The 23,051-nt window shown below is 59.6% G+C and carries 19 protein-coding genes and 1 riboswitch; of the genes, 16 read left to right on the forward strand and 3 right to left on the reverse strand.

Annotated features, from left to right (window positions below; genetic code table 11):
* From G485_RS30540 to G485_RS27570, 13 genes are all read left to right on the forward strand, one after another.
* The coding region (locus G485_RS30540; RefSeq protein WP_169732350.1) for a hypothetical protein at positions 1–218 on the forward strand (218 nt) is incomplete at its 5' end.
* A 238-nt stretch (positions 219–456) separates the two neighbouring features.
* A complete protein-coding gene (locus G485_RS27555; protein WP_051318449.1) occupies positions 457–1,392 on the forward strand; it encodes an alpha/beta hydrolase in 936 nt (311 codons plus the stop codon).
* Positions 1,393–1,529: 137 nt separating this feature from the next.
* Positions 1,530–1,892, forward strand: coding sequence for a hypothetical protein (locus tag G485_RS0120780; protein ID WP_027094118.1), 363 nt, complete (start codon positions 1,530–1,532; stop codon positions 1,890–1,892).
* 246 nt (positions 1,893–2,138) lie between these two features.
* Complete coding sequence (locus G485_RS0120785; protein WP_027094119.1) at positions 2,139–3,074, forward strand: ArsR/SmtB family transcription factor; 936 nt, start codon at positions 2,139–2,141, stop codon at positions 3,072–3,074.
* 196 nt (positions 3,075–3,270) lie between these two features.
* The gene (locus tag G485_RS0120790; RefSeq protein ID WP_027094120.1) at positions 3,271–4,626 is read left to right on the forward strand and encodes an ABC transporter substrate-binding protein; all 1,356 of its coding nucleotides are present in this window, start codon (positions 3,271–3,273) and stop codon (positions 4,624–4,626) included.
* Positions 4,627–4,707: 81 nt separating this feature from the next.
* The gene (locus tag G485_RS0120795) at positions 4,708–5,601 is read left to right on the forward strand and encodes a carbohydrate ABC transporter permease (RefSeq protein ID WP_035157496.1); all 894 of its coding nucleotides are present in this window, start codon (positions 4,708–4,710) and stop codon (positions 5,599–5,601) included.
* Positions 5,598–6,404 (forward strand): carbohydrate ABC transporter permease, encoded by an 807-nt coding sequence (locus G485_RS0120800; RefSeq protein WP_027094122.1) that lies wholly within the window; start codon positions 5,598–5,600, stop codon positions 6,402–6,404. The genes G485_RS0120795 and G485_RS0120800 overlap by 4 nt, the downstream gene beginning before the upstream one ends.
* Complete coding sequence (locus tag G485_RS0120805; protein ID WP_027094123.1) at positions 6,401–7,462, forward strand: acyltransferase family protein; 1,062 nt, start codon at positions 6,401–6,403, stop codon at positions 7,460–7,462. Before G485_RS0120800 ends, G485_RS0120805 begins: the two co-directional genes overlap by 4 nt.
* Before the next feature lie 21 nt (positions 7,463–7,483).
* Positions 7,484–9,271 (forward strand): glycoside hydrolase family 2 protein, encoded by a 1,788-nt coding sequence (locus G485_RS0120810; RefSeq protein WP_240489229.1) that lies wholly within the window; start codon positions 7,484–7,486, stop codon positions 9,269–9,271.
* 39 nt (positions 9,272–9,310) lie between these two features.
* Positions 9,311–11,764, forward strand: coding sequence for a family 43 glycosylhydrolase (locus G485_RS27560; RefSeq protein ID WP_084423427.1), 2,454 nt, complete (start codon positions 9,311–9,313; stop codon positions 11,762–11,764).
* A 14-nt stretch (positions 11,765–11,778) separates the two neighbouring features.
* On the forward strand, positions 11,779–13,209 hold the full coding sequence (locus G485_RS27565; RefSeq protein WP_051318451.1) for a family 43 glycosylhydrolase: 1,431 nt from the start codon (positions 11,779–11,781) through the stop codon (positions 13,207–13,209).
* A gap of 7 nt (positions 13,210–13,216) precedes the next feature.
* On the forward strand, positions 13,217–14,971 hold the full coding sequence (locus tag G485_RS0120825) for a glycoside hydrolase family 2 protein (protein WP_027094125.1): 1,755 nt from the start codon (positions 13,217–13,219) through the stop codon (positions 14,969–14,971).
* 85 nt (positions 14,972–15,056) lie between these two features.
* Positions 15,057–15,155: riboswitch (purine riboswitch) on the forward strand.
* Positions 15,156–15,295: 140 nt separating this feature from the next.
* Complete coding sequence (locus G485_RS27570) at positions 15,296–16,705, forward strand: 8-oxoguanine deaminase (protein ID WP_035157499.1); 1,410 nt, start codon at positions 15,296–15,298, stop codon at positions 16,703–16,705.
* 35 nt (positions 16,706–16,740) lie between these two features.
* On the opposite strand, the gene G485_RS0120835 is transcribed toward G485_RS27570, so the two are convergent.
* A complete protein-coding gene (locus G485_RS0120835) occupies positions 16,741–17,919 on the reverse strand; it encodes a virulence factor (protein WP_027094126.1) in 1,179 nt (392 codons plus the stop codon).
* A 143-nt stretch (positions 17,920–18,062) separates the two neighbouring features.
* Here G485_RS0120835 and G485_RS27575 point away from each other — a divergent pair, with 143 nt between their 5' ends.
* Both G485_RS27575 and G485_RS0120845 read left to right on the forward strand, forming a co-directional pair.
* Positions 18,063–19,031, forward strand: a complete 969-nt coding sequence (locus tag G485_RS27575; protein ID WP_051318452.1) for an MBL fold metallo-hydrolase — start codon at positions 18,063–18,065, stop codon at positions 19,029–19,031.
* Positions 19,032–19,047: 16 nt separating this feature from the next.
* Entirely contained in the window at positions 19,048–20,667 is a 1,620-nt protein-coding gene (locus G485_RS0120845; protein WP_027094127.1) for an ABC-F family ATP-binding cassette domain-containing protein, read from the forward strand.
* 291 nt (positions 20,668–20,958) lie between these two features.
* Here G485_RS0120845 and G485_RS0120850 read toward each other — a convergent pair whose 3' ends face one another.
* Positions 20,959–22,080 (reverse strand): MGDG synthase family glycosyltransferase, encoded by a 1,122-nt coding sequence (locus G485_RS0120850; protein WP_027094128.1) that lies wholly within the window; start codon positions 22,078–22,080, stop codon positions 20,959–20,961.
* 224 nt (positions 22,081–22,304) lie between these two features.
* Between G485_RS0120850 and G485_RS0120855 the strand changes: the two genes are divergently transcribed.
* Positions 22,305–22,688: a kinase-associated lipoprotein B gene (locus G485_RS0120855; protein WP_027094129.1), complete on the forward strand. Its 384-nt coding sequence runs from the start codon at positions 22,305–22,307 to the stop codon at positions 22,686–22,688.
* Between the two features lie 85 nt (positions 22,689–22,773).
* Here the strand turns inward: G485_RS0120855 and G485_RS0120860 are convergent.
* Positions 22,774–23,051, reverse strand: a 278-nt coding sequence (locus G485_RS0120860; RefSeq protein WP_027094130.1) for a transposase, incomplete at its 5' end; no start/stop codon positions are given.

The raw sequence follows: 23,051 nt of genomic DNA on the forward strand, positions 1-23,051 counted from the left end.
CCGACGCCGGGGAAACCGCCAACGCCAGGGAAGCCGCCAACGCCTCCGGGGAAACCGCCGACGCCAGGGAAGCCGCCAACGCCAGGCTGCAAGGTGCGATCCGTTTCCGGCAGCACCCACCACGGAATTTGTCTTACCGGCGGCTGCTGGAGCTCGATTTTGCCGCTTTGATGAAGCTGCACTTTATCGGAAGCGCGCCTGGCTTTCGCCGAAGATGACGTTTTTACCTTTGGTGCATGCGCAGACAGCTTCGCCTTGAGGGCGGCGTCCGCGCTTTTTTTCGGCGACCGGTCGTCGGTCTGCCGTGATTTCGGCATGGGAGTTCCTCCTTCGTCAATGGGCAAATGTGCGATTAATGCACAATATGCGTCCGCCTATCCGCAGGTGCCTACCGGAGGCTCCAATGGTAAAATGAAATCGACGATGCAAAAGAATCGGATGAGGAGAGATAGCAACATGTCGGCAGCGGGTTGGGGATTGCTTGCGGCAGCGGTTATCGTTGCAATGGGAGTTTGGCTCGTCTGGGGGATCACGGTCAAGGCGCAACGCCCGAAAATACTGCCGAACGATCAACGCCCCCCCGTTCCTTACGAAGACGTTCAATGGCGGAGCGGGGCAGCGACGATTCGCGGCTGGCTGCTCAACCCTCCCGCTGGCGGATCGGAACCGGCTCCCGTCATCGTAGTCGCGCATGGCTGGGGCTCGAACCGCTCGCGCATATTGCGTTACGCCGTGCCGCTCAGCGAGGCCGGCTTCTGCGTGTTGACGTACGATGTCCGCAGCCACGGCGAGAGCGAGACGGCCCGGGCGCTGACGGGCTTGACGTTTCGGGACGACCTGCTTGCCGCGGTGGAATGGATTCGGACGCGCGGCGACCTCGATGCGAACAGAATCGGCGTGCTCGGCCATTCTGTCGGCGGCTTCGGCGCCGTGCTCGCCTTGGATACAGGGGCCGACATTGCCGCTCTCGTGACCGACGCGATGCCGGTTCGTTTCGAGACGATGGTCGAGGCGGAGCTTCGCCGCAAAGGCATGCCGACCTTTCCGCTCACCGGCCTGATCGGCGGCACGATGCTGCTGCGCAGCGGCATTTCCCGCCGCTTTCTGAAGCACGCCGAGCCCGGACGCATTCTCGCGGACAACGAACGAAGCGGCAGGGTTCCCGTGCTGCTCGTCCATTCCCGGAAGGATTCGTTCATACCGCCTTCCGAACTGGAGCACGTGCTGTCCAAAGTGCCGAACGTCCGGCATCTGTTCGTGGATCAAGAGGGGCACAGCGTATCCGAGCGGGACCCGGCGTTCTGGAGAGAGGTTCTTCCCTTCTTCGAGCAGCACCTAAAAAAAAGGAGGCCTGCGGCGTCTGCCGCAAGCCAAGGAGAGATATATAAATGAAAAGGGGGGTCATGCAAGTATTGTATCCTGCGAATATGAAGGGGACATGAAAGCTCCATTACGGTTATATTACAAAACCAATTCGTTCCTGTAACACAAGAAAGCCGGGATGTTTGGAACTATATGGATGGGCGAAAATGGGCCGGATCGCGCAGGCTTTCAAAAGGACGTTTCACGATTTGGTTCCATTGACGGGGAGCTTCGCCAGCGGCCGCGCGGAACTCGGAGCGATACGACTCGCCGCGCCGGATGAGGCCGATGAGGTTGCGAGCGAGCATGCCGATTCATTTGAAAAGGAAGCCATTGTGCTCGTGCCGCCCGGATACAAGTACGTTCGCAGCCTGTCGTCCCCGCTTGGAGAGTTTGATCTGACCTTTGAACTCGCCGGAGGTGCACATTTGAGCGGCGCGCCCCTCCTTGGCGATGTCGATCTATCCCGACGACGGCATGCTGCATCGCAATTCGTTCCATCCGTTGATTGGCCGCATGGTTTCGAGTAGACTTCCATGCAGGCGCCTCCTGGATGGATGTTTAGGGCATGAACCCGTCACGCCTCCATCTACGAGGCGCTCCTGCTTTTGTCCAAGGCCGTGTCTTAGGCCATACAGGAATGTTTGGCGCTTAGGTTGCGGACCGCGGCGAATCAATAATACAAAATATTTGTTTTGTTACAGATATATTGATTAAAAATATCGATCCGTGTAAACTTCTCGTAGAATACTCTATTCGAAAGGGCGGTGGAGAAGATGCTGGAATTGAGTTTCAACGATCCGGACAAGCTGGTCGCGGTATCGCATGCCTTGTCGACGCGCTCGCGGGTCGATATCCTCCGCCTTCTCAGCTCGCGGAAGATGAATGTGGTCGAGATCGCGGAGGCGCTCAAACTTCCGGTGTCGACGGTCGCCAACAATGTGAAGGTGCTGGAGGCGGCCAAGCTGATCAACACCGAGCTGCTGCCTGCGTCGCGCGGCGCGATGAAGGTGTGCAGCCGGAACTACGACGATATCCACATCGCGTTCAATCTGGAAAAGGCCGTGCCGAAGGGAACTCTCCGCGTCTACGAGATGGAGATGCCGATCGGCCACTACAGCGACTGCGAGGTTCACCCGACGTGCGGGATGGCGAACGCGGACGGCATGATCATCCGCGAGGACGAGCCGGCAAGCTTCTATCATCCGAAGCACGTGGGAGCGCAAATTATTTGGTTCCGCAAAGGCTTCGTCGAGTATTTGCTTCCGCTGGAGCTGCCGCCCAACGCCCGGGTGGAAGCGCTGGAGCTGTCCATGGAGATGTGTTCGGAAGCCCCGAATTACGATAACAACTGGCCGTCGGATATCACCGTGTGGGTCAACGGCGCGGAGATCGGGACCTGGACGAGTCCGGGCGATTTCGGGGACCGGCGGGGCAAGCTGAATCCGCCCTGGTGGCTCGATTGGACGACGCAGTACGGCTTGCTGAAAACGTGGAGAATCGACGCAGAGAAAACGACGCTGGACATGAACAAAGTGTCGGATGTGAAGCTGAGCGATCTGAAGCTGATGCACCGGCCGAACGTAAGGCTGCGGATCGGAGTCAAAGCGGATGCCGTGAATCAGGGCGGCATTAACCTGTTCGGACGCCAGTTCGGCGATTACGAGCAAGATATCGTCATGAAAGTGCATTATTCGGTCCAGGAAGACTAAAAAAACGACCTTTAATTACAATAACCTTGTAATTAAAGGTTTAATGTTTTTATTTATTACAATAAATCGAGATGAAACCGTTGACAAAGGCGCAAACGGCTTTTATTATAGGCTTAAAGATACAAAAAATATGTAATAAAACAGTTATCATGTTTTGTATCTGAAAATCCATTTCTATGTACAAGGGGAGGCAAACATGAAAAAGAGTTATGGATTGACGTTGGCGGCCTTGGCTTCGGTTTCGCTCCTGCTTAACGCCTGCGGAGGCAACAATGGCGGCAACAACGCTTCGCCGTCCGCGTCCGCGGCGAATTCCGGTTCTTCGTCTCCGGCGGCTTCTGAAAGCGCTGCACCATCCGACAACGGCGGAGAGAAGATCAACCTGAGCTTCTGGACGCTGTTCGACGGCGGCGACGGCGACAACATGCAAGCGCTGGTGGACGAATTCAACAAGACGCACCCGAACATTCAAGTGAAGAACACGAAGCTCGTCTGGGGCGAATATTACACGAAGCTGATCACGGCCGTCGGCAACGGCACGGGCCCGGACATCGGCATCTCGCACACCTCCCGCCTTCCCGATCTGATCGATCAAGGCGTCGCCACCTCGCTGGACGACGTCGCCGCAGACGCGGGCGTCGATTGGGGAACCTTCAATCAGAATCTGTTGAACGCGACCGTGGTGGACGGCGAGCACTATGCGGTTCCGATCGATACCCACCCGTTCATCATGTACTACAATAAAAAGCTGCTGAAGGACGCCGGCCTGCTCGGCGACGACGGCAAGCCGGTGCTGGAGCAATCCGCCGACGGCTTCGTCAAATTCCTGGATACGCTCAAGTCGAAGCTTCCGGCCAAGATAACCCCGTTCGCCTTGTCGAACACGAACGACGATCCGTACCGGCTCTGGTGGGCGCTCTATTCCCAGCTCGGCGGCAACGACGTCGTGGCCGACGATCTGAAGACGGCCGCCGTCGACGCCGACAAAGGAGCCAAAGCGGCCGACTACATCCAGAAGCTGTTCACGAACGGCTACATCAAGAAGAACGACCCGGACTTCTATAAGAACTTCCAGAGCGGAACGGCCGCCATTATGATGACCGGCGTCTGGGCGACAGGAACGTGGGAATCGACCAAAGGCCTCGAATTCGGCGCGATGCCGATTCCGAAAATTTTCGATAAGGAAGCGACCTGGGGCGACTCCCACACGATCATTCTGCCGACGACGAAGGATAACGATCCGGCCAAGCGCAAGGCGGCCCTGATCTTCGCGAACTGGGTGGCCGACAACGGCCAAATCTGGGCCAAAGCGGGCCACATTCCTTCGAAGCCTTCCGTCCTGGAGAAACCGGAATTCAAAGCGCTCCCTTACCGAAGCGATTATGTGTCCGTGGCCGACACGGTCAAATTCAGCAAGCCGTCCACGAAAGTCTGGCAAATCCGCGACAACTCCTCGTTCAAATTCCTGAACGAAGTGTGGGCGAACAAGATGACGCCGGCCGAAGCGATGGCGAAGATGCAGGAAGAGACGCAGAAAATTCTGAACGAATAGTCCGATCCCCATACGGTTCCGACGAGCTTGCGGCGATCCGCCGCAGGCTTGTCGGGCGAACAGGAACGAGGTGAGGCGCGCATGAAAATGAGCAAGCTGAAGGCGGACGCTCAGGCTCTGCTCTTCCTGCTCCCCTTCTTGGCCGTCTATATCGTCTTTACGATCTGGCCGATGATCAAAGGCGTCGAGATGACGTTCTACAAGTGGACGCTGATCAAAAAAATGAAATACGTAGGCTGGGACAACTACCAGCGCATGTTCCACGACCAGGAAGTGTGGGCCGCCATTTGGCACTCGGCGATCTTCGTCATTTTGACGACCCCCACGATGCTCGTCCTGGCCATCGCGCTGGCGCTGATCGCGAACCGGCAGTCGCGGCTGCAGAAGCTGTACCGCAGCGTCTTCTTCCTGCCGAGCGTCCTGTCCGTGGCGGTCGCTTCGTATCTCGGGCTGTTCATTTTCCAGCCGTACAACGGTTTTGTCAATACGCTCCTGCATTTGATCGGGCTGCTGCCCGGCCATCAAGAGATATTCTGGCTGACGGAGACGACGCTGTCCTGGATCGCCCTGACGCTGATCACGCTCTGGTGGACGGTCGGCTTCAACTTCATTCTGTACTTGTCCGCCATGCAGGACATTCCGGACGAGATCAAAGAAGCGGCGCGGCTGGACGGAGCGACGGATTCCGTGCTGTTCTGGAAGATCGTCCTGCCCCACCTGGGGCCCATCACGAAGACGATCACGATGCTGCAAATTATCAGCTCGTTCAAAGTGTTCATGCAAATCTACATCATTACCGGCGGCGGGCCGCTCGACAAGACGAGGCCGATCATTCAATTGATTTACCAGACCGGGTTCCGCAAGAACGATCTCGGCTACGCGGCCACCATGTCTTACTTGCTGTTCGTCATTTTGCTTATTCTGTCAGCGTTGCAATATTGGATGAACAACCGGAAGGGGGCTGACGCAAGATGAAGTGGGTCTATCGCATCGTCTCGCTGATCGCGGGCCTTCTGTTCATCGCGCCGCTTGTATGGATGCTGGTCGTCTCGATCAAGAAGGAAGGCATGAAGATCGTCACGCTCGTCGACTGGTTTACGCCTCCGTATTCGTTTGCGGTGTATCATGAAATTTTGAGCGGCACCAAGCTGACGAACTGGACTTTCAACAGCTTCTTCGTCGCCTTCTGCGTTACGATTCTGACGGTCGTCTTCGCCGCCATGGCCGGATTCGTGCTGTCGAAGCTTCCGTTCCGCTATAAAACGGTCATGTTCTTCCTCGTTCTGTCCGGCCTGCTCATTCCCGGCGAAGCGGTCATTATTCCGCTGTACCAGGTTGCGAAGGACATGGGCTTGCTGAACTCTTACCAGGGGCTGATTATTCCGGCGCTTGCGTCTCCCGTGGCGGTTCTCGTGCTCAAAAGCTTCTTCGACGGCGTCCCGAACGACCTGCTGGAGAGCGTTCAGATCGACGGCGGGGGGACGTGGCGGATTTTCACCCAAATCATGCTGCCGCTGAATCGTCCCGCGCTCGCTTCCATGGCGATTCTGACGTTCATCGGCTCCTGGAACAACTTCCTGTGGCCGTTCCTGTCCATTACGAACGACAACCTGTTCACCCTCCCGATGGGGATTCCGACCTTGATGAGCCAGTATTCGGAAGATTACGTGAAGCCCATGGTCGTCAACACGCTTGCGTCCATTCCGATCATCGTGCTGTTTATTATTTTCGAGCGGCAGATCGTCAAGGGCGTCAGCCTGTCGGGAATTAAAGGATGAGCGAGCCGGCGCTTCCGACCGGGCAGCGGGAGAGGGCCATCGACCTCTTCAAGGGCTTGCTCGTAATCGGCATGGTTTATTGTCATACGTTGCAGTTTTTCAGCGATCAGCAGGTTTACCCGAACGGGCAGCGCATCATCGACATCGTCAATCTGTTGACGTTCTCCGGATTCGTGTTCAGCTTCGGCTACGTCTCCCAGCTCGCTTATTACGCCAAGCCGTTCCGCCGGGCGGCGCCCCGGATGCTGATGACGGCGCTCAAGACGCTGATCGGCTTCTACGTATCGGGAACCGCTTATCGCCTGTTTATCGACGGACGCGTTCTGTCCTGGGACAACATTCGTCCGATCCTGACGCTCGGCGATATGCCCGGGTGGTCGGAGTTTCTGGCCTCCTTTACGTACTTGACGCTTGCCGGACTTGTGCTGTTCGTCCCTCTGAGACGGCTGGCGGAACGCAAGCGGCTCGCCTTCGCGGCGGCGGGAGCGCTGCTGCTTGCCACGCAATTTCCTTACGGCTCCGTGCACGCGACGCAGCTCGGACCGCTGATCGGCACGCGGGATTTCGCTTCGTTCCCGGTCGTGCAATATTTTCCTTACTATATCATCGGCATGCTGTTCGCCCGTCACCGCATCGGGTGGAGCTGGAAGGCGCTGGCTGGAGCCTCCGCGGCCTCCGCCGTCTTCCTGTGGAAGTGGCTGTCGGCCGAAGGCCATGCGCTTCCCGAACGGTTCCCGCCTTCGGTCTGGTGGATTCTCGGGCCCGCCTTGATCTTGTACGGCTATTACCTGTTGTCCCGCCGGATGGAGCGCGTATCCCGGCCATTTGCCCCGATCGAGGCGATGGGGAGGAACGTGCTTTGGTGCCTGGTCATGAGCAATATTTTAATTTTCGCTTTGAAAAGCAACCAACCGAACTACCTGGTCGGCACCCTGGACGGGCTGTGGATGGCCCTGGTCATTCTGGCCGTCGTCTCGTTCGGCGTGTGGATCACGACGAAGGCGCCCAGGTCCCGGCCGCCGGCTTCCCCGTCGACGAGACAAGCGATCAAGCAGTAGACCCAAAGGAGCAGGAGAGAGATGACCGAGCAAACCTTAACCGCCATGAGCTCCAAAACGAGCGGCCTCATGAGAACCGAATATCCCCGTCCCCAATTCGTCAGAGAACGATGGCTGTGCCTGAACGGGGAATGGGAATTCGAGTTCGACGACGATAAGATCGGCGATCGCGACCGATGGTACGAGAAAGGAGGCTTTTCCAGGAAAATCAACGTCCCGTTCACCTATCAGAGCGAGCTCAGCGGCATCGCGGATACGTCCTTCCATGACGTCGTATGGTACCGCCGCTCGTTCGAATTGCCCGAAGCCTATGCGGGGCGGCGGATTCATCTGCACTTCGGGGCCGTCGATTACGAGGCTTCCGTCTGGGTGAACGGCCGGCTCGTCGCGACGCATGAAGGCGGACATACGCCGTTCCATGCCGACATTACGGACGCGCTCGAAGAGGGGGCAAACATCCTCGTCGTCAAAGCGGTCGATTACAGCAAGGACGTAACGCTGCCGCGGGGCAAGCAGTTCTGGGAGGAGCGGTCCGCCGGCATTTTCTACACCCGCACGACGGGCATCTGGCAAAGCGTGTGGCTGGAGCCGGTGTCCGCCACGCATATCTCCCGCATCCGCATGACGCCGGACATCGACCGCAGCGAGCTGAGGCTGCAGGTTTTCATCGGAGGGCTGCAGCCCGGCGCCGAAGTGCGCTTGCGGGCGACGATCGCTTTCGAGGGCGAGATCCTCTCGACGGATGAGTTCACGGTGACGAGGGAGACGGAACTCCGCACCATCGGAATCCACGACTTCAACGATCACGGCCTCGGCCGCTGGTGGAGCCCGGAGAAGCCGAATTTATACGATCTGGGGCTGACGCTCATCGTGGACGGACAAGAGGCGGACCATGTGGACAGTTATTTCGGCATGCGCAAAATTTCCGTCGAGGACGGCGTCGTGCTGCTGAACAATCGTCCTTACACGATGAAGCTCGTGCTGGACCAAGGCTATTTCCCGAGCGGGCTGCTGACCGCGCCGAGCGACGACGATTTGCGCCGGGATATCGAGCTGACGAAGGCGATGGGCTTCAACGGCGCCCGCAAGCACCAGAAGATCGAGGATCCCCGCTATCTGTATTGGGCGGATCGGCTGGGTTTGCTCGTCTGGGGCGAGATGGCTAACTCGTACCAATACTCGGAGACGTACGTCGGAAGGGTGACGAGGGAGTGGCTTCAGGCGGTCGAGCGCGATTACAACCACCCGTGCATCGTGGCCTGGGTTCCGCTTAACGAGAGCTGGGGCGTCACGAACATTCTGGTGGATCGGCAGCAGCAGCAGCATGCCCTGGCGATGTACCATTTGACGAAGTCGCTCGACCCGATGCGGCCCGTCGTCTCCAACGACGGCTGGGAGCAGGTCAGGACGGACTTGGTCACCATTCACGACTACGAATGGCGCAGGCCGGTGCTCGCGGAGCGATATTCCGACAAGGACAAAGCGCTGTCCGCGCGGCCGGGCAACCGCTGGATTCTCGTTCCCGGCTTCGACTACGAGAACCAGCCGATTCTGCTCACCGAGTTCGGCGGCATCTCGTTCAAGAAGAGCGATTGGGACGGCTGGGGCTATTCCGGCGCGGCGGACGAAGAGGATTTCGTCCGGAGGCTGCGGGACGTGTTCGAGCCGGTGCGGGAATCCGCAGTGCTGCAGGGCTTCTGCTATACGCAGCTGACCGATGTCGAGCAGGAGATCAACGGCTTGCTCACCTACGACCGGCAGCCGAAGGTGCCGCTGGACGTCATCCGCCGGATCGTCGAAGGCGAGTGAGGGCACCGGAAATCCGTTACGGCTTGGGGGTGAGGAAGGATGATGAGAAAAGCCGGGGTCGGCCTTCTGATCGCGCTGCTGGGGGCCGGAAGCTTCGGCTGCTCGCCGGGCGGCGAGGACCGTCCGCCGCCGACGGCGCGCACATACGCCAACCCGGTTTCGCTTCCCGACGAATGGGGCGAATACGGGCTTGGCGATCCGTACGTGTTCAAGTACAACGGCTATTATTATCTCTACGTCAGCACAAGGGATACCGATACGGGCGTCAAAGTATGGCGCTCGGCGGACCTGGTCCGTTGGGATTACGAGGGGCTATGCACGGAGGAGCCGGTTACGACGGCCGCATACGCGCCGGAAGTCCGGTATTGGAACGGCAAGTTTTATATGTACACGTCCCCTGCGGGGCAAGGCCATTACGCGCTCGTCGCGGACCGGCCGACCGGGCCGTTCAAGGCCGCCACGGACAATTTCGGCCGCACGATCGACGGAACGACGTTCGTGGACGACGATGGCAAGTGGTATTTCTACTACGCGGGACCGCACGGCATTCAGGCCGCTCCGATGGAGAACCCGTTGACCGTAGAGCCCGAGGAGGTCCAGACCGGAGCGTCGATGGGCGGCTGGACCGAAGGGCCGACGGTATTCAAGCGCGGCGGCAAGTACTACATGACGTATACGGGCAACCATGTTTTCAGCGCGGGCTACCGGGTCGACGCGGCCGTCAGCGACTCTCCGCTGCAAGGCTTCCAAGGATTTGCCGGCAACCCGATCCTTCTTCGCACGGAAGGGCCGACGGTCGGTCTCGGCCACAATTCGGTCGTCCGAGGGCCGGATCTCGATTCGGACTATATCATCTATCATAACTTGGAAGGCCACGGCGTCGTCGGCCCTCTCCGCCATATGAACATGGATCGCATCGTCTGGAACGGCGACCGCTTCTCCGTATGGGGGCCTACGTCGGGACCGCAGCCGGCGCCGGAGCTTCCGGCGTTCGAGGACCGCTTCGAGCGAAGCGCCATCGGCAAGGACTGGACGGCGAAGGGCGGCGCCGAATGGTCGGTCCGGCCGGACGAAGGACTGCTGGCGAACGCCGATGGAATCGGGGAGATGGCATTATTGCTGGCGAAGCCGAAGACGGAAGAGGACTACACGGCGGAATATCATATGCAGGTTCGCTCGGCAACGGGGGCGGATTCCGCCGCGGCAGCCGTCTTCTCCTACAAGGACGAGGACGACTGCGGCATCGTCCGGATCGATCCGCGAAGCGGCAAAATCGCGGCGGAGATTCGCCGCAAGGGCCGGTTGGCCGAGCAGGCGGAAGCCTCGCTGCCCGGCGATGTCGATCCGGCGCAGTTGCATGAGCTGCGCCTGGAGAAGATCGGCCGGACGGTGCGGATTTACGTCGACGGAATGAACGTGCTCGCGCTGGAGCTGCGCTCCGCTCTCGGCCCGGGGCGGATCGGCTACGCGGTGCGGAACGCCGAGGCGAGGTTCGGCTATGTCGCGTTCAGCGGGAACGTCGGCGGCAGCGGCGTCCGAACCGCTTACGCGCCGCTCCCCGGAACGTGGTACGCCGTTCATTCCGAAGCGGGCGTTGCGGACGCCGATGTCGGGGGAGACGCTTCGGACGGCTATTACGCGGCTCAATTGGACTCGGACGATTCCCCCGTCTACCGGGTGAACGTCGCCCGCGACGGAGCGTACAGCGTTCGCTTCCGGGTGCGGCCCGGTCCGGACGGCGCGAAGTTCCGGTTGACGAACGGCAAGTCCCCGGTGACGCCCGTCCTGGAAGCCCGTCCGGAGGGCTCGTCCGGCGGCTGGGTGACGGTCGGAGCGGACGGGGTGAAGCTGAAGGCGGGCCCGCAGCGCTGGAAGCTGGAGATCGAGAGCGGAACGATGGACTTCTTCTCGGCCGAAGCGGCGGAGTATGCGCCGGTGGCGCCCGCGAAGGACGAATTCGACAGCCGCAACGCTTCCGGCTGGACGCGGTACGAGGGCCTCTGGTCGGTGAAGGAAGGGCAGCTTCGCGCTTCGTCCGTACAGCCGGCCAAAATTTTATGGGGCGAATACGGTTGGACCGATTACGCCTTCGAAGCGGATTTGACGGTTCCGGAAGAGGGAGGACGGACCGGCCTCCTCGTGCGCGCGGCGAATCCCGCGAACGGGATGGAGCTGAACCAGAACCGGACCGACTTCGTGCAGGCTTATTCCGTTTATGCGGATTCGCAGGGCATTCATCTCGCGAAGCTCGATTACAACGCCGTTCCGTTGGCGGATGCGCCTTATCCGCTGCCGAAGCCCGGCGAATGGCTGCATTTGAAGGTGCGGGCCGTCGGCAACCGCATTTCCGTCTACGCCGGGGGAGCCGATGCGCCAATCCTCGAGTACGTCGATCGGGACGCCTACCCGTTCCTGCACGGGAAAGCCGGCCTCCTATCCGCGGATGCGGCGTCGAAATTCGATCGTGTGAGCGTATCTCCGGCTTCGGAATAAGGGGGAGGACATCGGTGAGCAAATGGACTCGAATCGCTTCCGGCTGCTGCCTGGCCGCCGCGCTTCACTTGTCCGGCTGCGAGGCCGGCGGCGGAAGCGGCGGCGGGAAGGCGTCGACCTTCGCGAATCCGATCCTGAACAACGGGGCGGACCCGTGGGTCGTCCGGCATGACGGTTACTACTACTACACGCACACGGTAGGCAACGCCATTCAGGTGTGGAAGTCCCGTTCGTTGACGGATATGGCCGGCGCGGAGACGGCGACCGTCTGGCAGCCGCCTGCCGAAGGTCCGAATTCGTCGGAGATCTGGGCGCCTGAGCTGCACTGGATCGACGGCAAATGGTATATCTACTATGCCGCGGACGACGGCCGGAACGAGAATCACCGGATGTTCGTGCTGGAATCGGCCACCGGCGACGCTTTGGGCGAATATGTGGATCGGGGGCAGATCAAGGATCCATCCGACAAATGGGCGATCGACGGAACCGTTCTCCGCAAGCCGGACGGATCGATGTATTTCGTCTGGTCGGGTTGGGAAGGCGACGAGAATGGGAGCCAGCGTCTGTACATCGCGCCGATGAGCAATCCCTACACCATAAGCGGGAAAAGGGTCGAGATCTCGAGACCGGAACTGAGTTGGGAGACCGTGGGGGAACCGACGGTCAACGAGGGGCCGGAGGTTCTCGTCTCCGAGAAGAAAATCAACATTGTCTACTCGGCCAGCGGGAGCTGGACGGACGACTACGCGCTCGGACTGCTGTCGGCGGACCCGGACAGCGATCTGCTGAACCCTTCTTCGTGGACCAAGCGCCCCGAGCCGGTATTCGCCAAGACGGACCGGGTGTTCGGTCCGGGGCACGCCTCGTTCGTGAAATCCCCGGACGGCAAGGAGGACTGGATCGTTTACCACGCGGCCGTCGCCTCAGGCGCCGGCTGGCATCGCAACATTCGGGCCCAGCCGTTCCGATGGAACGAGGACGGCACGCCCGACTTCGGCGAGCCTGTCCCGACGGGAGCCTTCCTGCCGCTGCCTTCGGGCGAGCCGAAGCGCGTGCGCCTGGAAGCCGAGGATGCGAAGCTGGAAGGGATGCAAATCGAGGAGCGCGATGACGCGTCGGGCGGCCGGACGGTCAGCGGATGGACGGGGAGCCCGAGCGGCGTCGAATGGGAGATCGAGGCCAAGAGCGACGGGCTCTACCATCTGGCGCTCCGGTATCTGAACGAAGGGACGGTCTCACAGCAATTGACCGCGACCGTGGGCGGCAAATTGAAAATCGGCGTACCGTTGGACAATGGCACCGGCGGGGAATGGTCGAACGAATTCATTCCGGTTCCGCTGAAGCAAGGCCGCAACGCCGTCAGGCTGAGCGGCGGGGATAAGGGGCTGTCGCTCGATTCGATCGACGTGCTGCAGCCCGAAGGAAATTTACAAAAGGACAGGTGAAGCCAGCATGGCCATTCGCAAATACCGCAAAGATTACCCGAGACCGCAGTTCGTCCGTGAGGACTGGCTGAACCTGAACGGGACATGGGACTTCCGCTTCGACGACGCGAACGAAGGCGAGCTTCGCGAATGGTTCCGTTCGTTCCCGGGAGACCGCAAAATCGAAGTCCCGTTCGCCTACGAGACGAAGGCGAGCGGCATCGGGGAGGAGAAGTTCCACCCGTACGTCTGGTACCATCGGACGTTCGCTATTCCGGACGGTCAGGAAGGGAAGCGGATCGTGCTTCACTTCCAGGCGGTCGATTACGTAGCCAAAGTATGGGTCAACGGCGAATACGTCGGCCGGCACGAGGGCGGCTATTCGGCGTTCTCCTTCGACATTACCCGGTACGTCAAGCCCGGCGAGGCGAATGCCGTCGTCGTCAAGGCGGAGGACAGCGACAGCTGCACCCAGCCCCGGGGCAAGCAGCGCTGGCGCAAAGACAATTTCGGCTGCTGGTACGTCCAGACGACCGGCATCTGGCAGACGGTCTGGCTGGAATTCGTCCATCCGCAGCATCTCCAATCGGTGAAGATCACGCCCGACTTCGACGCCAACGCCGTCCGGTTCGACTATCGGGTGAACGGGGAAGCGTCTCCGTCGTTGAAGCTGACGACAAAGATTACGATGGACGGCGAGCTCATCAAGGAGACGGGCATCGCCGTCGACCGCTCGTATCTGTCCGCGAGCGTGGAACTGATCAGCGAGGCGAGAGAGTGGCGGGTCGAGCATTGGAGCCCGCACAACCCGAAGCTGTACGAGGTCGAGTTTACGCTGACCGACGGGGGCCGGGAGGTCGACCGCGTTCATTCGTATTTCGGCCTGCGCAAAGTATCGATTCAGAAAGGCAAAGTGCTGCTCAACAACCAGCCGATCTACCAGCGGCTCATTCTGGATCAGGGCTATTGGCCGGACAGCCATCTGACCCCTCCTTCCGAGGAAGCGATCATTGAAGACATCGACAAGATTTTGGCCATGGGCTACAACGGCGTCCGCAAGCATCAGAAGATCGAGGACCCGCGGTTCCTGTATTGGTGCGACGTCAAAGGCGTGCTCGTCTGGTCGGAGGCGGCCGCGGCTTACGAGTTCAACGACGAAGCGGTGGAGCGGTTTACGCGGGAATGGCTGGACATCGTGCAGCAGCACTATAACCATCCGTGCATCGTCACGTGGGTGCCGTTCAACGAGTCCTGGGGCATCGCCAACGTTTACGGCGACCGGAAACAGCAGCAGTTCACGGAAGCGATCTATTATTTGACCAAATCGATCGATCCGCATCGGCCCGTCGTCGTGAACGACGGCTGGGAGCATACGATCTCGGACATTATCACCTTGCACGATTACGAGGAGAGGGGAGAAGCGTTCCGGAAGCGCTACGCGAACAAGGATGCGATTACGAGCAACGAGATCGCGCACAGCAACTTCAAATACGCGCTGGCGCAGGGCTACGCGTATCGCGGGCAGCCGATCATCATCAGCGAATTCGGCGGCATCGCCTTCCGCAGCGACAAGGGCTGGGGCTACGGCAACCAGGTCGATAGCGAAGAGGCGTTCCTGGAGCGCTTCCGGAGCATCACGCAGGCGATCAAGGATACCGACTACATCTGCGGCTACTGCTACACCCAGGTGACGGACGTTCAGCAAGAGGTGAACGGGCTGCTGACCGAAGACCGGAAGCCGAAGATCGCGCTCGACAAGATCAAAGCGATCAATCTGGCTTAAACGAGCGATAGGAACCGATTTTGTCGAGAATCGGTAAGAAATGTTGACAGTAATTATGGCGCTTATTATACTACAGGTATTCCGGTCCGCAACCGAATAAGCAGTTCGTATAACCCTGATAATCGGTTCGGGGGCTCTACTAGGATCCGTAAAAATCCTAACTACGAACGTAATATCCTTCCTGGATATTGCGGTCGGAGTTAGGTTTTTTTGTTGCCCGTTTTTCGGGCAACGGATAGAGGAGTGTGATGTTGACGTGACCGATTCGTTCGATCGGTTCCGTCATTCGCATCTGGACACAACAACAGCAGAAGGAGAGTGGAAATGGCTACGCTGCTCATTAAGAACGCCCGCAACATCATCGCGATGGACGCGGGACGGAACGAGTATCCTGGAGGCAGCCTGTTCGCGGACGGTCAGGAGATCAAGGCGATCGGCAAGGACATCCCTTACGAGGACGCGGATACGGTGATCGACGCGGCCGGCAAGATCGTCTACCCGGGTCTGATCAATACACATCATCACCTGTATCAGACGTTCACCCGCAATATCCCTTGGGCGCAGGACGTCGAGCTGTTCGACTGGCTGCTCACGTTATACGACATCTGGCGCCATATGCGTCCCGAGGATGTCTACCTGAGTGCCCTGGTCGGCTTGGGCGAACTGCTCAAGACCGGCTGCACGACCGCCTCTGACCATTTCTACTGCTTCCCGAACGCGGTCAGCGGCGAACTCATCGACGAGGAGATCCGCGCCGCGGCCGAGCTCGGAATCCGGTTCTACCCGACGCGGGGCTCGATGAATTTGGGCCGCTCCGCAGGCGGTCTTCCGCCGGACGAAGTGACCCAGCCGATGGACGTCATCTTGAAGGACACGCAGCGGGTCGTCGAGACGTATCACGACGCATCGAAATTTTCGATGCTGCGCGTCGGCGTCGCGCCCTGCTCGCCCTTCTCGGTATCGGAGGACTTGCTGCGGGAGTCGGCCGTTCTGGCCCGCAGCTACGGCGTCAGGCTTCACACCCATCTGGCCGAGACGAAGGACGAGGAGAACTTCTGTCTTGCCCGGAAAGGGCTTCGCCCGCTGGAATACATGGAGAAGACGGGGTGGACAGGCCCCGATGTCTGGTACGCGCACGGCATTCACTTCAACCGCGACGAGATCCGCCGCATGGGATCGTGCGGCTGCGGAGTGGCGCATTGCCCGAGCAGCAATATGAAGCTCTCGTCCGGCGTGTTCCCGCTCGTGGAGATGCTCCAAGCCGGCGTGAACGTCGGTCTCGGCGTCGACGGATCGGCGTCCAACGACGCCTCGAATCTGCTAGGCGAGGTAAGGCAAGCGTACCTTCTGCACAAGCTGAACGTCGGTCATTTGGGGCCGACCGCCGAGGAGAGTCTTTGGCTCGGCACCGTCGGTTCGTCGCGGGTGCTCGGCTGGGAGGATGCGATCGGCTCGCTGGAGGTCGGCAAAGCCGCGGACCTGTTCATGATCGACGCCGGACGGCTGGACTACGCGGGAGCGCTGTTTGACGACAAGGCGCTGCCGGTCGTCGCCGGTATCAGCCAGAACGTCGACATGACCGTAGTCGGAGGAAGAGTCGTCGTCAAGGACGGGCAACTGACGAACATCGACGAACGCCGCGTCGCCGCATGGGCGCAAGCGGCCGCGACCCGCATGGTGGAAGTTGCCGCCAGGCATTCCGGCGTCGATTATTACAAGCGGCGCCAACGGTGATCGTTCGAATCGGCACTTCGTTATTTCAATAGGACTTAACTGGATTCGCCGTCGGCGTTGCCCGCCTGCTGCTCCTGCTCCCGCATGCGGGTCATCTGCTGCCAGACGGAGCCGGCGGCTTCTTCGCCGCTCTTGATCCGCGCGACCGCCATCTCCGCCTGCAGCCGCACTTCGAATTCCGGCTCGGAGCGGGCGACGCGCTCCAGCGCCTCCAGCGCCGATTCGTCGCCGGCTTCGTAGAGGAATCGCGCGGCGCGCCAGCGAACGAGCTTGTTCGAATCGCCGAGCGCCTCTACCATCGGTCCGATCGCGGCGGGATCGCCGAGATCGGACAGCGTGTCGCCGGCGGTGCGCCGCACGGCCGGCGACGAATCCTTCAGCGCGCCGAACAGATACGGCAGCGCCTCCGGGATGCGCAGGTCGCCGAGGTAAACCACGGCGAGCCTGCGCACCGATACGTGCGCGTCGCGCACGGCCTGCGCCAGCAGCGGGAGCTGCTCGGCGTCTGGCTTCATGCGGGCCAGCGCCGCATAGCGCGTCTGCCAATCCGGCGAGCGGAGCCGCTCCGCGAGCTCCTCGCGGGAGAGCGGCGCCGGCGGCTCCGGCGGAGCGACCTCCGCGGAGCCGCCCGCGGCCGTCGCCGCTTGCGCCTGCGCAATCAGTTCGCGCAGGCGCTCGTCGGTGTACGCGGCGTCCAGCTCGCGCTTCACCTCTTCCAGAATCTCCTGCGGCTCGCCGTACCGGACGCCGAATTCCTCGAGCTTCCGCTCGCGGATCATCGTCGCTCCGGCCGCTTCGTTAACCGCTTGCGCGAAGCGCTCGGGCAGCGCAGCACGCGCTTCCTGGCCGCCGCTCCGCACCCGGATTTGCATCGGGATGCCTCGGTACATTTGCACGAGCACGAACGCTTCTCCGTAGCCCCCGGCTTCCACGCCAGACGCGGCGGCGGCCGAACCGTCCGCTCCGAACAGCTCCCGGACGGCGCCGAGGATGACGGCCCAGTCCTTGTTGGGCCGCCGGTCCACCGCGATGAAGTCGGCGGTGCGGAACACGCTTTTTACCCCGTCGATGTTCAGCAGCCGAAGATAGAACGGAGGCACCTGGTCTCTTTTTTCCAAAGTATAAGTATGACGCTCGCCCAAAGGCAGCTTCTCGTCAACGTTAAGCTTCATCGAGTTCGGACTCGGCGTCGGTTCGATGGACAACAACTTCATGTCAATCCCCTCCCGGTTCTATGCGAGTTTCTACTTATACATTACCTCATCTTGCGCGCCGATCCAAATTTCTTCGGCGTTGCATTGGTACATTCCCCGGATTCCTGCTATAGTATGAATGAACACTTCATCGGAGGGATTTCATGCGCAAACATCGCTTCGGCAATTTGGACTCAGCCGGAGCCGTCCGCGCGGGAAGACACCGGTTTGCCCGTTGGCGGCAGGAGAGGCTCAACAAGCTGCGTACGAAAGATTATTCCGACTGCATTCCGAACGCAAGTCCGGATTTGGCATTTCTTCAACATAACCGCAGCGAACCGTCGATTACCTGGATCGGGCATTCCACGTTTCTGATTCAGATGGCAGGGCTGAACATCGTCACCGACCCGGTCTGGGCCAGGAGAATGGCGTTGCAGAAGCGGCTCGCTCCTCCCGGCATCGAACTGTCGGACATGCCGCCCATCGATTTCGTTCTTGTCTCCCATTCCCACTACGATCATTTGCATGTGACGTCCTTGCGCCGCTTGAGAGGGGCGAAGCGATTGCTCGTCCCGGCAGGGCTCCGCAAAAAAATGCTCCTCAAAGGATTCCTCCAGGTCGAAGAGATGGACTGGTGGGAAGAGACGGTGTACCACGGCGTCAAATTTACGTTCGTGCCCGCCCAGCACTGGGCGCGGCGCAATCCCTGGGACACGAACAACTCCCATTGGGGCGGTTGGGTGATCGAATCCGCGCATGGCCCGACGGTTTACTTCGCGGGAGACAGCGGCTACTTCAGGGGGTTCGAGGAGATCGGCCGGCGCTTCGACATCGATGTGGCCCTGCTGCCGATCGGAGCCTACGATCCGGAGTGGTTCATGTCGCAGGAGCACGTAAGTCCGGAGGAAGCGCTGCAGGCGTTCCTTGACGTCGGGGCGAAATATTTCGTGCCCATGCACTACGGATCGTTCAAGCTGGCGGACGATACGCCGAAGGAAGCTCTGGAGCGGCTGGAGGCCGAGCGGCAGCGGCTGAACATCTCCGAGAAGCAAATGTTCCTGTTGCGCCACGGCGAGACCATGCGCTTTCATATGCAGGCCGGGGATGATCCGGCAACCGATTTTGACAAGTAAAGGATGGATCGATTCAATGATTAGTGTGAATGGCGTCAGTCTTCGATACGGGAAACGCGCTTTGTTCGAGGACGTCAACATCAAGTTTACGCCGGGCAACTGCTACGGCCTCATCGGAGCGAACGGAGCGGGCAAGTCGACGTTCCTGAAAATATTGTCCGGCGAGATCGAGCCGACGACCGGCGAAGTGCATATTACGCCGGGCGAGCGCCTCGCGGTGCTGAAGCAGAACCACTTCGAGTACGACGAGTACAACGTGCTCGAGACCGTCATCATGGGCTACGAGCGGCTGTACAAGGTGATGAAGGAGAAGGATGCCATCTACGCCAAAGCCGACTTCACCGACGAGGACGGCATGCGGGCGGGCGAGCTGGAGGCGGAGTTCGCGGAGATGAACGGCTGGGAAGCCGAGAGCGAAGCCGCCGAAATGCTGAACGGCCTCGGCATTACGACCGAACTGCACGACAAGAAGATGGCGGAGCTCGGCGGCAACGAGAAAGTTCGCGTGCTGCTCGCGCAGGCTTTGTTCGGCCGGCCGAACATTTTGCTGCTCGACGAACCTACCAACCACTTGGATCTGGAGTCGATCAATTGGTTGGAAGATTTCCTGTCCGGTTACGAAGGCACCGTCATCGTCGTATCCCACGATCGTCACTTCCTGAACCAGGTTTGCACGCATATCGCGGACATCGACTTCGGCAAAATTCAACTGTACGTGGGCAACTACGACTTCTGGTACGAGTCCAGCCAGCTCGCTCTTAAGCTTCAGCGAGAGCAGAACAAGAAGAAGGAAGACAAGATCAAGGAGCTGCAGGAATTTATCCAGCGGTTCTCCGCGAACAAGTCCAAGGCGAAGCAGGCGACCAGCCGCCGCAAAATGCTCGAAAAAATCACGCTGGACGACATCCGTCCGTCGAACCGCAAATATCCGTTTATCCAGTTCAAGGCGGAACGCGAGGCGGGCAAGCAGATCGTTACGGTCGACAACGTCTCGCTGACGGTCGATGGCGAGAAGCTGCTGGACGGCGTCTCGTTCGTCGTCAACAAAGGCGACAAAATCGCGCTCGTCGGCCCGTACGGTCAAGCCAAAACGGCGCTGTTCCAGGTGCTCGCCGGCGAAGTCCAGCCGGATTCGGGCTCCGTGACGTGGGGTGTAACGATCACGCACTCCTACTTCCCGAAGGATAACTCGGCGTACTTCGAAGGGGTCGACTTGTCGATCGTCGACTGGCTGCGCCAATATTCGAAGGATCAGGACGAGTCGTTCATCCGGGGCTTCCTCGGGCGGATGCTGTTCTCCGGAGACGAGGCGCTGAAGAAAGCGTCGGTGTTGTCCGGAGGCGAGAAGGTGCGCTGCATGCTGGCGAAAATGATGCTGACCGGCGGCAACGTGCTGCTGTTCGACGAGCCGACCAACCACTTGGACCTCGAATCGATCACGGCGCTGAACAACGGGCTGATCGAGACCGATGAGACGGTTATTTTCACGTCTCACGACCATCAGTTCATTCAGACGATCGCGAACCGCATCATCGAGATTACGCCGAACGGCCTCATCGACCGGATGACGACGTACGACGAATATCTCGAAAACCCGGAGATTCAGGCGCTGCGCGCCCGCATGCTTCCGGCTTGACCGATCTGACGCGGAGAGAAGGACCGTTCCACCCCAGGCTTCGGGGAGGAACGGCCCTTTTTTTTGCTCGACTTCTTCTCCCTTCGCTCGACAGTACAATTCGCACGGGAAAATATATCGCTTAGCCAATCGTTCAACGGGTAACACCGCACCGCGGCTCATCCCTCTGAAGGAATGCCGATTCGAGGATTAAACGGTTGCCCGACATAAAAGCTGCCTTCCGGAAGCTCCGTATTTCGCTTCCCGGAAGGCAGCTTTCGCATGCTTTGGAACGCATGCGTTCCGAACGGATCAGGACTGCTCCAGCAGCTGCAGCACCGCCTTGGCGCATTTGGCCGGCTCGTATTCCGCATTGCGGAGCGCAAGCAGGCTGTCGCGATGCTGATTGGCTTCGTACGGCTCCTGAATGAGCCGGAACCACCGGTCGATCGTCTCCGTAGACGTGAGCAGCTCGCCGAAGCCGTGAGTGACGAAGTAATCCAGATTCTCTTCTTCCTGGCCGGGAATCGGCTCGTAGAACAGCATCGGAATGCCTTTGGCCATCCCTTCGGTGCAGGTCATTCCGCCGGGCTTGGTGACGAGCAGCTCGGACACGTCCATCAGCTTGCTCACTTCCTTCGTGAATCCGAGCACCTTGATGTTCGGGTGCTGGAACCGCGGGTCGGCCAGCAGCTTCTCGCGCGCCTTCTCATTGTTGCCCATGCACAGGATGAGCTGCACGTTGTCCGCGTAATTCGTCATGTACTCGATCAGTTGATCGGAATACAGCAGCCCCCATCCTCCGCCCATAATGAGCACGGTCGGCATGTCCGACAGCTCGAACTGCGCCAGGATCTCCGCCCTGTCGTGAGGGAACCAGAAGTTCGGATGCACCGGAATGCCGGTCACTTCGATGTGCGAAGGCGAGATGCCCCGGGCGATCAGCTTGTTGCGGACGGCGGTCGTGCTGACCAAATACTTGTCCACTTCCGGGTTCGTCCACGTTGCGTGCGCGTCGTAATCGGTGATCAGCGTATACAAAGGAATATCCAGTCCAAGACGCTTCAACCGGCTGACGACGGCATTGGGAAAAGGATGGGTGCAAACGATAATATCGGGTTTCAGTTGCTGAACGACATCCGTGACATGGTTGTAAAACAGCCGGTGCAAGGCGAACCGCTTCATCCGGTTCAGGCCTTTGTCGTAATGGCTTTTGTACAGCTTTCCGACCAGCTTCGGCTGCTTGGTAACCGTTTTCCGGTAAGCGGACAGGATCAGCGGTCCGATGACGGGATTCAGGAACGTTCCCAGTTCGATCACCCGCGTCTGCAAATTTGGAGACAGTTGGCGCAATCCGACCGACAAGGCATACGCCGCTTGGGTATGTCCGGTGCCGAATCCTTCGGAGAGCAGCAGAACTCGTTTTTTACGCATGGGATACAATCCTCCACTTTACCTATCTTCCATATTACTTCCTTCGGTTGCGCGGGACAAGTGCGGAGGGAAATTACGTTCGCGGAAATCCGAAGAGCGGTGCCGGCAACGCCCGGGAAAAGGGGGAGCAGCCGCACCGCCGCCCGCAGGCGACCGTGCAACGTTCGTCCGGCTGAGGTACAATTCGTTTAGAGAGGATTATCAACGGCAGGAGGGTACAGAAGATGAACGGATCAGCGGGAACGCCGGACCAGATCGTCAAGGCGGAGTACAAAACCGGGGAATACATCGGGAAAGTGGTGGAGACGGACGGCCGAAGGGCGCTGGTTCAGGTGCTCGCGGTGCTTCGGCATCCGACGCAAGGGGATTTGCACCATCCCTACGATCCGGACCCGCCTTTGTTCCATGAACGAAGAGCGTCGGCTTATAACGAGAAAATATGGGTTCCCGTCTCGGCGATGAAGCCCTACGACGGCGCGATACCTCCGTACAAGGAGTCGCTGCTTGCGGCGACCGGGGCGGAGATGGAGAAGCTTGAGCGCCTGCAGCGCTGGGCCGGGCGCAGCCTGGAACGGCTGCAGGGGCTTCTGAAGGAATATGAAGGGTGATTGACGACGACTATAAAATTTATAGAATTTATATATTTAGGGCTTGCTGAACAAGATCAATTTAAGCTGCTCCCAACGCATGAGCCTAGACCGTGATTTTCTTTGCGGTTTTCATGCAAAAAATCGGACGGAACGCAATGAATCTGAAAAAAGAGAAAAAAAGAACCCGCAGTCGCCGTTCCAGGTTCATAACCAGAAACTGGATAGCGATGACAGTTAAACTTGTATGAGCACCGCGGGAGCAAATTCGGCCCAAACCCAACTTGCGTTTGCCTTCGCCGAACTTTCCTTCGATCGCATTGCGCTGTGCAGCGTCTTGCTTCTCTTGCTTTCGATCATCGGCGTCACGTTGTTCTTTGGATG

The sequence above is a fragment of the Cohnella thermotolerans DSM 17683 genome, from assembly GCF_000429825.1.
In the GTDB taxonomy this organism is placed as follows: domain Bacteria; phylum Bacillota; class Bacilli; order Paenibacillales; family Paenibacillaceae; genus Cohnella; species Cohnella thermotolerans.

What these genes read in the sequence shown, in the direction of transcription:
- G485_RS27555 (WP_051318449.1), top strand. Translation starts at nt 457, where the DNA reads ATGTCGGCAGCGGGTTGGGGATTGCTTGCGGCAGCGGTTATCGTTGCA.
- G485_RS0120780 (WP_027094118.1), top strand. Translation starts at nt 1,530, where the DNA reads ATGGGCCGGATCGCGCAGGCTTTCAAAAGGACGTTTCACGATTTGGTT.
- G485_RS0120785 (WP_027094119.1), top strand. Translation starts at nt 2,139, where the DNA reads ATGCTGGAATTGAGTTTCAACGATCCGGACAAGCTGGTCGCGGTATCG.
- G485_RS0120790 (WP_027094120.1), top strand. Translation starts at nt 3,271, where the DNA reads ATGAAAAAGAGTTATGGATTGACGTTGGCGGCCTTGGCTTCGGTTTCG.
- G485_RS0120795 (WP_035157496.1), top strand. Translation starts at nt 4,708, where the DNA reads ATGAAAATGAGCAAGCTGAAGGCGGACGCTCAGGCTCTGCTCTTCCTG.
- G485_RS0120800 (WP_027094122.1), top strand. Translation starts at nt 5,598, where the DNA reads ATGAAGTGGGTCTATCGCATCGTCTCGCTGATCGCGGGCCTTCTGTTC.
- G485_RS0120805 (WP_027094123.1), top strand. Translation starts at nt 6,401, where the DNA reads ATGAGCGAGCCGGCGCTTCCGACCGGGCAGCGGGAGAGGGCCATCGAC.
- G485_RS0120810 (WP_240489229.1), top strand. Translation starts at nt 7,484, where the DNA reads ATGACCGAGCAAACCTTAACCGCCATGAGCTCCAAAACGAGCGGCCTC.
- G485_RS27560 (WP_084423427.1), top strand. Translation starts at nt 9,311, where the DNA reads ATGATGAGAAAAGCCGGGGTCGGCCTTCTGATCGCGCTGCTGGGGGCC.
- G485_RS0120825 (WP_027094125.1), top strand. Translation starts at nt 13,217, where the DNA reads ATGGCCATTCGCAAATACCGCAAAGATTACCCGAGACCGCAGTTCGTC.
- G485_RS27570 (WP_035157499.1), top strand. Translation starts at nt 15,296, where the DNA reads ATGGCTACGCTGCTCATTAAGAACGCCCGCAACATCATCGCGATGGAC.
- G485_RS0120835 (WP_027094126.1), bottom strand. Translation starts at nt 17,919, where the DNA reads ATGAAGTTGTTGTCCATCGAACCGACGCCGAGTCCGAACTCGATGAAG.
- G485_RS27575 (WP_051318452.1), top strand. Translation starts at nt 18,063, where the DNA reads ATGCGCAAACATCGCTTCGGCAATTTGGACTCAGCCGGAGCCGTCCGC.
- G485_RS0120845 (WP_027094127.1), top strand. Translation starts at nt 19,048, where the DNA reads ATGATTAGTGTGAATGGCGTCAGTCTTCGATACGGGAAACGCGCTTTG.
- G485_RS0120850 (WP_027094128.1), bottom strand. Translation starts at nt 22,080, where the DNA reads ATGCGTAAAAAACGAGTTCTGCTGCTCTCCGAAGGATTCGGCACCGGA.
- G485_RS0120855 (WP_027094129.1), top strand. Translation starts at nt 22,305, where the DNA reads ATGAACGGATCAGCGGGAACGCCGGACCAGATCGTCAAGGCGGAGTAC.